General features: G+C 67.6%; 10 protein-coding genes. 5 read left to right on the top strand and 5 right to left on the bottom strand.

The features are described 5' to 3' along the window. Positions 1 to 49 precede the first annotated feature (49 nt). Both ahpF and ahpC read right to left on the bottom strand, forming a co-directional pair. Positions 50 to 1,648 carry an alkyl hydroperoxide reductase subunit F gene (gene ahpF / locus ACN2C8_RS18145; RefSeq protein WP_419253437.1) on the bottom strand — a complete coding sequence of 533 codons (1,599 nt, stop codon included), beginning with the start codon at positions 1,646 to 1,648 and terminating at the stop codon, positions 50 to 52. 153 nt (positions 1,649 to 1,801) lie between these two features. Then, complete coding sequence (ahpC, locus tag ACN2C8_RS18140) at positions 1,802 to 2,365, bottom strand: alkyl hydroperoxide reductase subunit C (protein ID WP_419253436.1); 564 nt, start codon at positions 2,363 to 2,365, stop codon at positions 1,802 to 1,804. Positions 2,366 to 2,490: 125 nt separating this feature from the next. Here ahpC and ACN2C8_RS18135 point away from each other — a divergent pair, with 125 nt between their 5' ends. Then, positions 2,491 to 3,387: a hydrogen peroxide-inducible genes activator gene (locus ACN2C8_RS18135; protein WP_419253434.1), complete on the top strand. Its 897-nt coding sequence runs from the start codon at positions 2,491 to 2,493 to the stop codon at positions 3,385 to 3,387. A gap of 47 nt (positions 3,388 to 3,434) precedes the next feature. Here ACN2C8_RS18135 and ACN2C8_RS18130 read toward each other — a convergent pair whose 3' ends face one another. From ACN2C8_RS18130 to ACN2C8_RS18120, 3 genes are all read right to left on the bottom strand, one after another. Further along, positions 3,435 to 4,529: a GNAT family N-acetyltransferase gene (locus tag ACN2C8_RS18130; RefSeq protein ID WP_419253432.1), complete on the bottom strand. Its 1,095-nt coding sequence runs from the start codon at positions 4,527 to 4,529 to the stop codon at positions 3,435 to 3,437. Between the two features lie 112 nt (positions 4,530 to 4,641). Continuing rightward, entirely contained in the window at positions 4,642 to 6,783 is a 2,142-nt protein-coding gene (locus ACN2C8_RS18125; protein ID WP_419253431.1) for a prolyl oligopeptidase family serine peptidase, read from the bottom strand. A gap of 4 nt (positions 6,784 to 6,787) precedes the next feature. After that, entirely contained in the window at positions 6,788 to 8,860 is a 2,073-nt protein-coding gene (locus ACN2C8_RS18120) for a prolyl oligopeptidase family serine peptidase (protein ID WP_419253430.1), read from the bottom strand. Positions 8,861 to 9,030: 170 nt separating this feature from the next. Here ACN2C8_RS18120 and dapF point away from each other — a divergent pair, with 170 nt between their 5' ends. The 4 genes from dapF to ACN2C8_RS18100 are packed head-to-tail and all read left to right on the top strand — an operon-like array spanning position 9,031 to position 12,480. Then, complete coding sequence (gene dapF, locus ACN2C8_RS18115; RefSeq protein WP_419253429.1) at positions 9,031 to 9,900, top strand: diaminopimelate epimerase; 870 nt, start codon at positions 9,031 to 9,033, stop codon at positions 9,898 to 9,900. Beyond that, the gene (locus tag ACN2C8_RS18110) at positions 9,813 to 10,724 is read left to right on the top strand and encodes an SDR family NAD(P)-dependent oxidoreductase (RefSeq protein WP_419253427.1); all 912 of its coding nucleotides are present in this window, start codon (positions 9,813 to 9,815) and stop codon (positions 10,722 to 10,724) included. Before dapF ends, ACN2C8_RS18110 begins: the two co-directional genes overlap by 88 nt. Beyond that, positions 10,721 to 12,052, top strand: a complete 1,332-nt coding sequence (gene mtaB, locus ACN2C8_RS18105) for a tRNA (N(6)-L-threonylcarbamoyladenosine(37)-C(2))-methylthiotransferase MtaB (RefSeq protein ID WP_419253426.1) — start codon at positions 10,721 to 10,723, stop codon at positions 12,050 to 12,052. Before ACN2C8_RS18110 ends, mtaB begins: the two co-directional genes overlap by 4 nt. Next, positions 12,049 to 12,480, top strand: a complete 432-nt coding sequence (locus ACN2C8_RS18100) for a GFA family protein (RefSeq protein ID WP_419253425.1) — start codon at positions 12,049 to 12,051, stop codon at positions 12,478 to 12,480. The genes mtaB and ACN2C8_RS18100 overlap by 4 nt, the downstream gene beginning before the upstream one ends. Positions 12,481 to 12,489 lie beyond the last annotated feature (9 nt).

The following is a 12,489-nucleotide window of genomic DNA, read 5'->3' as shown; positions in this document are numbered from 1 at the left end:
ACCGGCAAGGTCAGACGCGACGGCTCGCAGGATCGTCCGGAGACGGCGTTCAGGCGGCCGCCTGCTCCGCCGGTTGGGCCGGTTGGGCCGGCTCCAGGCGGATCAGGTAGTCAAAAGCCGACAGCGAGGCCTTGGACCCCTCGCCCATGGCGATGATGATCTGCTTGTAGGGCGTGGTGGTCGCATCCCCCGCCCCGAACACGCCGGGGATCGAGGTTTCGCCGCGATAATCCACTTCGATCTCGCCGCGATTGGAGAGGGCGACGCCGCTGTCCTTCAGCCATTCGGTGTTGGGCACTAGGCCGATCTGCACGAACACGCCTTCCAGGTCGACGCGATGGGTCGCGTCGCTGCCGCGGTCCTTGTAGGTCAGGCCGTTGATCTTGGCGCCGTCGCCGTGGATCTCGGTAGTCATGGCCGAAGTGACAACGGCCACATTGGGCAGGCTGGCCAGCTTGCGCTGCAGCACCGCGTCGGCCCGCAGCTGGTTGTCGAACTCGATCAGCGTCACGTGGGCGACGATGCCGGCCAGGTCGATGGCCGCCTCGACGCCGCTGTTGCCGCCGCCGATCACCGCCACGCGCTTGCCCTTGTACAGCGGGCCGTCGCAGTGCGGGCAATAGGCCACGCCCCGGTTCTTGTACTCGGCCTCACCGGGGACATTGACGTTACGCCAGCGGGCGCCGGTCGACAGGATCACGCTGCGCGACTTCAGGCTGGCGCCGTTCTCCAGCTTGACCTCGATCAGGCCGCCGGGAACCTTGGCCGGCACCAGGCCCACGGCCTTCTGCAGGTTCATGATGTCGACGTCATAGTCCTTGACGTGCTGTTCCAGGCCCGAGACCAGCTTGGGGCCTTCAGTGTGCGAGACCGAGATGAAGTTCTCGATGGCCATGGTGTCCAGCACCTGGCCGCCGAAGCGCTCGGCCGCGACGCCGGTGCGGATGCCCTTGCGGGCGGCATAGATGGCGGCGGCCGCGCCGGCGGGGCCGCCGCCGATCACCAGAACATCGAAGGCGTCCTTGGTCTTGATCTTTTCGGCTGCGCGGGACACTGCGCCGGTGTCCAGCTTGGCCAGGATCTGTTCCAGGTCCATGCGGCCCTGGCCGAAGGGCTGGCCGTTCAGCAGGATGGTCGGCACGGCCATGACCTGGCGCTGCTCGACTTCCGCCTGGAACAGGGCGCCGTCGATGGCGACGTGGGTGATGTTGGGGTTCAGGGCGGCCATGGTGTTGAGGGCCTGGACCACGTCCGGGCAGTTCTGGCAGCTCTGTGAGAAATAGGTTTCGAAGTGGAACGCACCCTCCAGGGCGCGGGCCTGGTCCAGCACCTCGGCGTCGACCTTGGGCGGGTGGCCGCCGACATGCAGCAAGGCCAGCACCAGCGAGGTGAACTCGTGACCCAGCGGCAGACCGGCGAAGCGCACCGAAGCGTCTCCGGCGGCGCGGGTGATGGCGAACGAGGGCTTGCGTTCGTCGTCGCCGGCCAGGCTCAGGGTCACCTTGTCGGAGGTTCCCGCCACGTCTTCCAGCAGGGCCAGCATGTCCTTGGAGCTCTGGCCCTCGTCCAGCGAGGCGACCAGCTCGATCGGCTGGCGCAGGTTCTGCAGATAGGCTTGCAGCTGGGTCTTCAGGCTTTCGTCCAACATGGCGGGCTCCGAATGCGGGGCGCAGGTCTCCCGTCGGGAGAAACGCGTGAAATCTCGGGAAGGGTGGCGTCGTCGCCGGCTCCGTGGGGAGACGGCAGCGGGCGACGACGCCGGATCGCGCCCCCAATCAGGGTCGCGACTATTGTCTAAGGCTTAGATCTTGCCGACGAGGTCGAGCGACGGCGCGAGGGTCTTCTCGCCTTCTTCCCACTTGGCCGGGCAGACTTCGCCCGGGTGGGCGGCGACGTACTGGGCCGCCTTGATCTTGCGCAGCAGCTCGGTGGCGTTGCGGCCGATGCCCTCGGCGGTGATTTCCATGAACTGGATCACGCCTTCCGGGTCGACCAGGAAGGTGCCGCGGTCGGCCAGGCCCACGCCTTCGCGCATGACGTCGAAGTTGTTGGTCACCAGGCCCGACGGGTCGCCGATCATCGTGTACTGGATCTTGCCGATCGCCGGCGAGCTGTCGTGCCAGGCCTTGTGCGAGAAGTGGGTGTCGGTCGAGACCGAGTAAACTTCCACGCCCATCTTCTGCAGCTCGGGATAGTTGTCGGCCAGGTCTTCCAGTTCGGTCGGGCAGACGAAGGTGAAGTCGGCGGGGTAGAAGAACACGACGGACCACTTGCCCTTCAGGTCGGCGTCGCTGACCTCAATGAACTTGCCGGCCTTGAAGGCCGTGGCGGTGAAGGGTTTGATGGTGGTGTTGATCAAGGCCATGAAGGGCTCCCGTAAAAGGTGAGCGCACCTCTACGCAGCGGGGGTCGATAGGTCCAATCGATTAAATCATTCCCGTGGATAGGTTCTTTCTATACGCCTTGCCCTGAAGGCTCTATAGGGGCGGCATGCTGCCCACCCTGCGCCAACTGCAATATCTGAAGCTTCTGTCGGAGCACGGCTCGTTCAGCCGCGCCGCCGAGAGCGCCCATGTCACCCAGCCCACCCTGTCGGCGGGCATCCAGGAACTGGAAAAGATCCTGGGCGCGGCGGTGGTCGACCGGGCGCGCTCGGGTGTGATCCTGACCGCCGCCGGCCAGGAGGCCGTGCGCCGGGCCCAGGACATCCTGACCCGGACCGAGGATCTGGTGCAGGCGGCGCGCGGCGCGGGCCTGCCGCTGGCGGGCCGGTTCCGGCTGGGCGTCATCCCGACCGTGGCGCCCTATCTGCTGCCGCGCGCCCTGCCCCTGCTGCGCGACCGCTTCCCCAAGCTGCGGCTGTTCCTGCGCGAGGACCTGACCCAACGCCTGATCGCCAGCCTCAAGGCCGGCGCCCTGGACGCGGCCCTGATCGCCCTACCCTATGACATGTCGGGCCTGGACTGGGCCCATGTCGAGGACGACGAACTGCTGGCCGCCGCCCCCGCCAACCATCCGATGGCCGCCTCGGTCCGGGTCGATCCCGACAGCCTGGCCGACGATGACCTGATCCTGCTGGAAGACGGCCACTGCCTGCGCGACCACGCCCTGGCCGCCTGCGGGCTGGAGGCCCCCAAGGCGTTTGGCGACGAGGAGAGCTTTGCCGCTACCTCCCTGCCGACCCTGGTGCAGATGATCGGCTCGGGCCTGGGCATCTCGTTCCTGCCGGCCATGGCGGTGCAGGCGGGCTTGACCGACAACGCCGCCGTCACTGTGCGGCCGCTGGATAACGCCCATTCCAGTCGCGAGATCGTTGTCGCCTGGCGAGCGGGCTCCACCCGCGCGGCCGAGGGGCGCCTGCTGGCCGAAACGCTGCAGGCCGTATGATCCCGGCTTTCGCCGGGGAGAGCGGATTCAAAAATCAGCAATCGAACTCAGTGCAGCCCGCGCAGCAGGTCCAGCCGGCGCATCGCCTTGCCGGGTAGCTCCGACATCCGGCCCAGAGGCAGGGCCTCGACCATCTGGCGGACGCCATAGGCGGCGCTGCGGACAAAGGCGGCGGGCGAGGGCGAGCCCAGGAAGCCGAACACCACGGTCTGGCGGGCGTTGGACAGCTCGCGCTTGAAGCGGTAGTCGCCGGCCCCCAGGTCGAGGCGGTCGTAAGGCGTGCCGTCCATGCTTCTCAAAATGTCCTGGAACAGCATCAGACCCGGCGAATAGCGCTCGAACTGCGGATTGTGGGCGATCAGCCAGCCATGGACGGTGTGGGCGCCGCGCAGGTGCAGGTGCACGGCGGCCAGCTTGCCGCCCAGATGCAGAGTGTAGAGCCCGCCGCCAAACGCCGTGTCGCGGGTCTCGAACAGCGCTTCGACCAAGGCCTGGACCCAGGGCGTCCGGAAATAGTCAGTCTGGCCGGTGGCGATCAGCTGGGCGCGTTTCCAGGCGATCAGCTGGTCGAAATCGGCGCGCGAGTCCGACATCGCGGTGAAGACCGCCGGGCCGACTTCACGCTCGGCCTTGCGGCGCTTCTTGTCGATATCCTTCAGCACGCCCGAACCCGCGGCCCTGCGCCCGGCCTCATAGGCGGCGTAGCCGTCCGGCGCCTCGACGATCCAGGAGTCGGTCTGGCCGCGACCGTGGCGGGCCAGGGTCTCGTCGTCGGCCTGCATGTGGCAGAAATCCAGGCGATGGACGTGCAGGGCAGTCAACAAATGGCGCGGATCCACCGCGACGCCAGGGGCCGAAACCAGGGCCTGATAGTCGCACATCGGGGCGCCGACCGGCATGCCCACATCGGCCTGAACCCTGGCGGGCAAAAAGCCGATCGCCTCGCCGTCTTCGCCGCGCAGGATGGCGACCTTGATCTCGCTGGCCTTCTTGCCGGTTGCCGCGCGCGCCTGGGCCACGGCCTTGGTCCAGCGCGGCGACAGGAAGGGCGAGTCCAGGCGCGCCTGCCCCACCTGCAGGCTCGACCAGCGGTCGATGTCAGCGAGGCTCAGCTCCAGCGCGGGAACGACTTCAATCTTCAAGGACGGCGGACTCTGGGCGACTCACGACCGATCTGGTCGGCCGCGAGTCTGACCCAGATAGCTTTCGCTAGTGTTGACGCAACCCCGATTTGAGTAACGCCGTTTTACTGAATTAATCCATCAGCTTGCGCGACAGATACACATATTCCAGGGCCTGCCGCCGGGCGGTTTCGGCCAGGTTGGCCGAGGCCGCGTGACCGCCATCGATGTTCTCGTAATAGAGGACGGGGTAGCCCAGCGCTTCCAGACGCGCCGCCGCCTTGCGGGCGTGGGCGGGGTGGACGCGGTCGTCCTTGGTCGAGGTCTCGATGAAGACTTCCGGATATTTCTGGCCGGCTTTCAGGTTCGAATAGGGGTCATACCGCTCGATCACGGCCCGCTCCGACGGTATGGCCGGGTCGCCATACTCGCCCACCCACGAGGCCCCGGCCCCGATCTGGCTGTAGCGGATCATGTCGAACAGCGGCACCTGCACGACGATGGCGTTGTAGAGCTGCGGCTTCTGGGTCAGGGCCACGCCCATCAGCAGGCCGCCATTGCTGCCGCCCATGATCCCCAGCCGGCGCGGCGAGGTGATCTTGCGGTCGATCAGGTCCTGGCTGACGGCGAAGAAGTCGTCATAGACCTTCTGGCGGTTCTCCTTGAGGCCCGCCGCGTGCCAGGCCGGCCCGAACTCGCCGCCGCCGCGGATATTGGCGACCACGTATGTGCCGCCGCGCTCCAGCCACAGCTTGCCCATCACGCCCGAATAGCCCGGGGTCATCGACACCTGGAACCCGCCATAGGCGTAGAGCAGGGTGGGGGCGGCGCCGTCGTACTTCACGCCCTTGGGCCGCACGACGAAGTAGGGGATCTTGGTGCCGTCGGTGCTGGTCGCCTCGAACTGCTCGACCACGTGGGTCGAGGCGTCGAAGCGGGCGGGCGAGGCCTTGACCTGTTCCAGCTTCAGCGAGCCGGCGTCAGCCAGCCAGAAGGTCGAGGGCGTCAGATAGCCGGTGACGGTGACGAACAGCCGCTCGTCCTTTTCGGCGCTGGAGCCCAGGCCGATCGCGGAATTGGCGGGCAGGGCCAGGTCTTGCGACGTCCAGCCCTTGGCGCCGTGGGTCAGCACCCGGGCTGCGCCCTTGACGTTGTCCAGCATGGCGACAACCAGCTTGGTGCGGGTGGTGGTGACCTGTTCCACCGACTGTTTGGCGGTCGGACGCAGCACCAGCGCCGCCTTGGCGGTGGTCGGGGCGGCCTTCAGGGCGGCGAGGTCGAAGCTGATCAGGTCGCCGGTCTTGAAGCCCTTGTCGGCCCAGTCCTGCTCCAGCAGCACCACCATCTGGCCGGCGACATAGGCCTGGATCGAGCTTTTCAGCGGCAGGTCCAGCTTGACCGGGCCGGCGCCGGTCAACAGGTGCTTTTCGCTCTCGAAGAAGGTCACGCCGCGATAGGCGATCACCGCCTGGGTGACGCCATCGGCGTCGCGCAGCACGAAGGGGCTGACCGACACGTCGGTCTCGGTTCCGCGATAGACCTCCTTAGCCGCCGACAGCGGCTGGCCGCGTTTGACGGTCTTCAGCACATAGGCATAGCCCGACTTGGTGACCTGGCCCGGCTCCCACTCGCGGGCGACCAGCAGGGTGTCCCGGTCCAGCCAGCTATAGTTCTGTTTGCCCTCAGGCAGCGCAAAGCCGCCCTCCACGAAGCTCTTGGTCGCGGTGTCGAATTCGCGAACGGTCACGGCGTCCTTGCCGCCGTCCGACAGGGTGATCAGGCAGCGGGTGTCTTCCGGCGGCAGGCAGCCGGCGCCCTTGAACACCCAGTTGGCGTTCTCGGCTTTCGACAGGGCGTCGATGTCGAGGATGGTTTCCCAGACGGGCTCGGCCGCGCGGTAGCTGTCCAGGGTGGTCTTGCGCCACAGGCCGCGCACATGGGTCGCGTCCTGCCAGAAGTTGCGCAAGCTGCCGTCGCCGGCGAACGACACGCTCGGCACCCGGTCCTTGGCGTTGAGGATCGCCAGGGCCCTGGCCTCCAGGTCGGCATAGCGCGCGTCGCCCTGCAGCACCGGCAGGGTCTTGCCGTTCTGGGCCTTGGCCCAGTCCATGGCCCGCTGACCCTCGATCTCCTCCATCCACAGATAGGGATCGTCCTTGCCCAGCTCGGCCAAAGGCGTGCGGACTTCGGGCGCGGGTTCGGCGGCCAAAGCACTGGTGGGAGATGCGGTCATGAGGCTCGTGGACGCTAACAGGGCAAGGACAAGGCGACGCATAGACTTAGTGATCCATCAGCTGGCGTGACAGGTAGGTGTAGTGCAGCGCCCACCGGCGGGCGTTCGACTTGGGGTCCGCGCCATTGGCGTGGCCGCCGTCGGTATTTTCGAAATAGAGGTTATCCACCTTCAGATCGTCCAGCCGGGCCGCGAACTTGCGGGCGTGGCCGGGATGGACCCGGTCGTCCTTGGTCGAGGTGGTGATATAGGCCAGCGGGTATTTCACCCCGGGCTTCAGGTTCTGATAGGGCGAATAGGCCTCGATGAAGGCCCGCTCTGCCGCAATGGCCGGGTCGCCATATTCGCCGATCCACGAGGCGCCGGCCGGCAGTACGGTGTAGCGGATCATGTCCAGCAGCGGGCTTTCCACCACCACCGCGTTCCACAGGTCGGGCCGCTGGGTCAGGGCCACGCCCATCAGCAGGCCGCCGTTCGATCGGCCATAGGCGCCCAGATGGCGGGGCGAGGTGATCTTTTTGCGGATCATGTCTTCGGCGACCGCGAAATAGTCGTCGAAGGCCCGCTGGCGGTTGGCCTTCAGGGCCGCGTCGTGCCAGGCGGGCCCGAACTCGCCGCCGCCGCGGATATTGGCGACTGCATAGCTGCCGCCCTTTTCCAGCCACAGCTTGCCGATCAGCGGATCATAGACCGGCAGTTTCGACAGGTTGAAGCCGCCATAGGCGTGCAGCAGCGTGGGGTTGGAGCCGTCGTGCTTGTGACCCTTGGGATGGATCAGGAAATAGGGAACCTTGGTGCCGTCCTTGCTGGTGGCGACCTTCTGCTCGACCTCCAGATTGCCGCCCTCGAACTGGGCCGGCAGGGCCTTGACGGTTTCCGACGCGCCGCTGACCGCGTCGGCCAGTTTCAGCTGGGTTGGGGTGGTGAAGCCCTCGACGCTGTAGAAGATCTGGTCGCCTTCGTCGGCATGCGAGCCCAGCGACACCGAGGCGTTGGGCAGGCCGGGTAGGGCGGTCTTGGTCCAGGTCGCGCCGTTGGCGCGGAAGGTGAACACCCCGCCGCGCACATTGTCATAGATCGCCGCCACCACGGCGTGGTCGGTGACGGTCACCTGGTCCACCGCCTGCACGGCCGTGGGGGCAAAGACCACGCTGGTCGACAGGCCCGCGTCCGGGCTCACGGCGACGATCGAGCCGGCCTTGGCGCCCAGACCGTCCTCGTTCATCTCGACGATCAGCTTGCCGTTCAGCAGGCCCGCGATATTGGCTTTCTGCGGAATGGCCAGCGGTGTGACCTTGCCGTCGATCCAGACATGGCGCTCGGTGTGGAAGAAGTCCGTCGCCCGGTCGATCAGCACCACCCGGTTACCCGCCGCATCGCGCAGCACATTGGGCCGGGCCGAGACGTCGCTCTTCTGGCCGCGGAACACCTCGACCGCGTCGGCCAGGGCCTGACCGCGCTTGAGGGTCTTGATGACCATGCCGTAGCCACTGTCGGTGGTGGTGCCCTCGCCCCAGTTGCGGGTCAGGATCAGGGTGTCGGCGTCCAGCCACTCGGCGCTTTGTTTGCCTTCCGGGAGCAGGAAGCCCCCCTCGACGAACGTCCTGGTGGTCAGGTCGAACTCGCGGACCTCGACCGCGTCCTTGCCGCCGTTGGACAGGTTGACCAGGCAGCGGTCGTGGGTCTTGGGCCGGCAGTCGGCGCCCTTCCAGATCCAGTTCTTGCCCTCGGCCTTGGCCAGGGCGTCGAGGTCCAGCACCGTCTCCCAGACCGGCGAGGCGGTCTTGTAGGAGGCGAGCGTCGTGCGCCGCCAGATCCCGCGCACATGGGCCTGGTCCTGCCAGAAGTTGAAGACGCTCTGTCCGATGAAGTTCGGCGCGGCGATGCGGTCCCTGGCCGACAGGATCGTCAGGGCCTGGGCCTGCAGGCCCGCGAAACGCGGATCGCCCGACAGTAGCGGGAGGGTCTTGGCGTTCTCTGCATTCACCCAAGCCAGGCTGTCGAGGCTTTCCACCGCCTCCAGCGCCAGATGGGGATCGCTCTCCTGAGCCAGCGCGGCGCCGGAAGAGAACAGAGCGAAGGCCAGGGCCCCGGCGGAACAGGTGCGAAGCAGGATCATGGACCGGGACGGTATCGGAAAAACCGACCCGCGCCAGAGCTTGTGGCGCGAAGCTCAGCCCCGTTGGCAGGAATGGTCGGAAGATCTGGTCGTGGTCAGAGCCCTGTCGCGCTGCCGCGTCACCCCAACCCCTGACGCTGTCGCCACTTTTCCACTATATAGCCCCCACCATGAGCCGCACCTTCCTCAAGATGAACGGCCTCGGCAACGACTTCGTCGTGATCGAGACCGCCAGCCAGTCCTTCGAGCCCACGCCCGAGGAGATCCGCGCGATCGCCAAACGCCCAGATGCGAAGGGTAATGAGGGCGGGATCGGCTGTGACCAGGTGATCGCCATCGATCCGCCCAGGCGCGAGGGCGCCAGCGCCTATGTCCGCTTCTGGAATTCCGACGGCGACGCGGTCGGCGCCTGCGGCAACGGCACGCGCTGCGTGGCCTGGCTGCTGATGCAGTCGGCCGGCAAGGACAGCGTGGCCTTCGACACCGACGGCGGACGCCTGTCGGGCCAGATGGCCGGCGACAAGCGGGTGACGGTCGATATGGGCCAGCCGGGCCTGGACTGGACCCAGATCCCGCTGTCCGAAGAGATGAACACCGAGCGGGTCGAGCTGCAGGTCGGCCCCATCGACGCGCCGCTGGTCCACACGCCGGTCTGCGTCTCGATGGGCAATCCGCATGTGGTGTTCTTCGTCGACGCGCCGGTGACCGACGCCTTCGCCACCGGCACCGGCTCGCTGGTCGAGCATCACCCGCTGTTTCCGCAAGCCGTCAATGTCGGCTTCGCCCACATCGCCGCCCGCGATCACATCAAGCTGAAGGTCTGGGAACGCGGCGCGGGACTGACCCTGGCCTGCGGCACCGGCGCCTGCGCCGCCCAGGTGGCCGCCGTGCGCCGGGGCCTGACCGACCGCATCGCCACCGTCGAGTTCGAGAGCGGTAGCCTGGTCATCGAATGGCGCGAGGCCGACGGCCACGTGATCATGACCGGCCCGATCACCCTGGAATACACCGGCAAGCTGCCGGAGAAGGTCGCCGCATGAGCCTCCACCCCGCCCTCGAGGCCGGCAAGACCGCCGTCATCACCGGCGCCGCCGACGGCATCGGCCTGGCCGCCGCGAAGATCTTCCGCGAGCTGGGCCTCAATGTGGTCATGGCCGACGTCACCGGCCGCAAGCTGAAACAGGAAGCCGAGGCCATCGGCGCCCTGGCCGTGCCGACCGATGTGGCCGACCGCGCGGCCCTCGAGGCCCTGAAGGCGCTCGCCCTCGAAAAGTTCGGCGCGGTCGATGTGCTGATGAACAATGCCGGGGTCGGCGGCGGCGGCGACGCCTTTGCCGGCGACGACGCTTGGTCGCGCATCCTCGACGTCAATCTGTGGGGCGTGATCAACGGCGTGCAGGTGTTTGGCGAAGAGATGGCCCTGTCGGGTCGTCCCGGCCTGATCATCAATACCGGCTCCAAGCAGGGCATCACCCAGCCGCCGGGCGACACGGCCTATAATGTCTCCAAGTCGGCGGTGAAGGCCCTGACCGAGGGCCTGGCCCACACCCTGCGCCAGACCGAGGATTGCCAGGTCACCGCCCACCTGCTGATCCCCGGCTACACCTTTACCGGCATGACCAAGCGCGGTCCGGGCGGCAAGCCCGACGCCGCCTGGACGCCCGAGCAGGTGGTCCACTTCATGCTGGCCCGCATCGAGGCCGCCGACTTCTACATCCTGTGCCCCGACAACGACGTCACCCGCGCGGTCGACGAGAAGCGCATGGCTTGGGCCATCGGCGACATCATTGAAAACCGCCCTGCCCTGTCGCGCTGGCACCCCGACTGGAAGGACGCCTTCGCGGCGTTCGTGGACAAGCCGTGACCACCTACACCGTCATCTCGCGCCCGCCGACACCAAAGCCCGCAGTCGGTGAAGAGGGCGGACCGGCGGTGGTCCCGTCGGGCCCCGACGGCGTTGATGTCGTCACCTTCGGCTGCCGGCTGAACGCCTATGAGTCCGAGGCCATCCGGGCCCGCGCCGCGGCCGACGGCTTGCAGGACGCGGTGGTGTTCAACACCTGCGCGGTAACGGGCGAGGCCGTGCGTCAGGCCCGCCAGGCGATCCGCAAGGCGCGGCGCGAACGGCCCGACGCCCGGCTGATCGTCACCGGCTGCGCCGCCCAGATCGACCCCGCCGCCTTCGCCGCCATGCCGGAAGTCGACCTGGTACTGGGCAATGCCGAAAAGGCCGCGCCGGGGGCGTTGCTCGACACCTCCACCCGCGTGCGGGTCAATGACATCATGTCGATCAAGGAGACCGCAGGTCACCTGATCTCCGGCCTCAAGGACCGCGCCCGGGCCTATGTCGAGGTCCAGAACGGCTGCGACCACCGCTGCACCTTCTGCATCATCCCGTTCGGACGCGGCAATTCGCGCTCGGCCCCGGCCGGCGAGGTGGTCGAACAGATCCGCCGCCTGGCGGCCGAGGGTTATAACGAGGTCGTCCTGACCGGCGTCGACGTCACCTCGTGGGGAACCGACCTGCCGGGCCAGCCGACCCTGGGCCAGCTGGTCGGCCGGATCCTGAAGCTGGTGCCGGATCTGCCGCGCCTGCGCCTGTCGTCGATCGACGCGGCCGAGATCGATCCCGACCTGTTCAAGCTGCTGGAGACCGAGCCGCGCCTGATGCCCTATCTGCATCTGTCGCTGCAGGCCGGCGACAACATGATCCTCAAGCGCATGAAGCGCCGCCACAGCCGCGAGGACGCCCTGAAGCTGGTGGCCGAGGTGCGCCGCGTGCGCCCCGACACCGCTTTCGGCGCCGACCTGATCGCCGGCTTCCCGACCGAGACCGATGAGGCGTTCGAGAACACCCTCAAGCTGGTCGAGGAGGCGGGCCTCGCCTTCCTGCACGTCTTCCCCTATAGCGCCCGCCCCGGCACGCCCGCCGCGCGGATGCCGCCGGTCAAGGGCCCGGTGATCAAGGACCGCGCCCGCCGCCTGCGTGAAGCGGGCCAGGCGGGTCTGGAGCGTCACCTGCAGCGCCAGATCGGCCGCGTGCTGTCGGGCCTGGTCGAGCGTGATGGCGTGGCCCGGGCCGAGGACTTCACCGAGATCGCCTTCACGGGCGAAGCGTCGTCGGGCCAGATCCTGACCTTCCGCGTCACCGGCCACGACGGATCACGGGTGATCGCCGAGCTGGCGGCATGAGCCTGAGCGGCGGCTGCCAGTGCGGCGCCGTCCGCTTTCGGGTCGACGGAGAACCCGGACGGGCCTCGATCTGCCACTGCCGCATGTGCCAGAAGGCCTTCGCCGGGCCGTTCGGCGCGCTGGTGACGGTCGAGGTTGCTAACCTGACCTGGAAGCGCGGCGCGCCGGCCCATTTCCAGAGTTCGGATCAGATCAAGCGCGGCTTCTGCGCCGCCTGCGGCACGCCCCTGACCTTTGACTGGAGCGAGGACAAGATCGACCTGGCGGTCTTCGCTTTCGATAACCCGTCGGCGGTTGAGCCGGTGGTTCAGCTGGCCGTCGAGGGCCGGCCGGCCTGGATGGATCATCTGGCGCAGATGCCGGTGCGGCCGCCGATGGGGCCGGGCGGTGCTGTGGCGTCGCGCCAGCACCCTGACCACGACACCTAGGGGCCGCTA

This window comes from Caulobacter sp. ErkDOM-C (assembly GCF_048541825.1).
Lineage (GTDB): Bacteria > Pseudomonadota > Alphaproteobacteria > Caulobacterales > Caulobacteraceae > Caulobacter.
The sequence above is the reverse complement of the archived record's forward strand: the minus strand, read 5'-3'. Positions and strand labels throughout refer to the sequence as shown.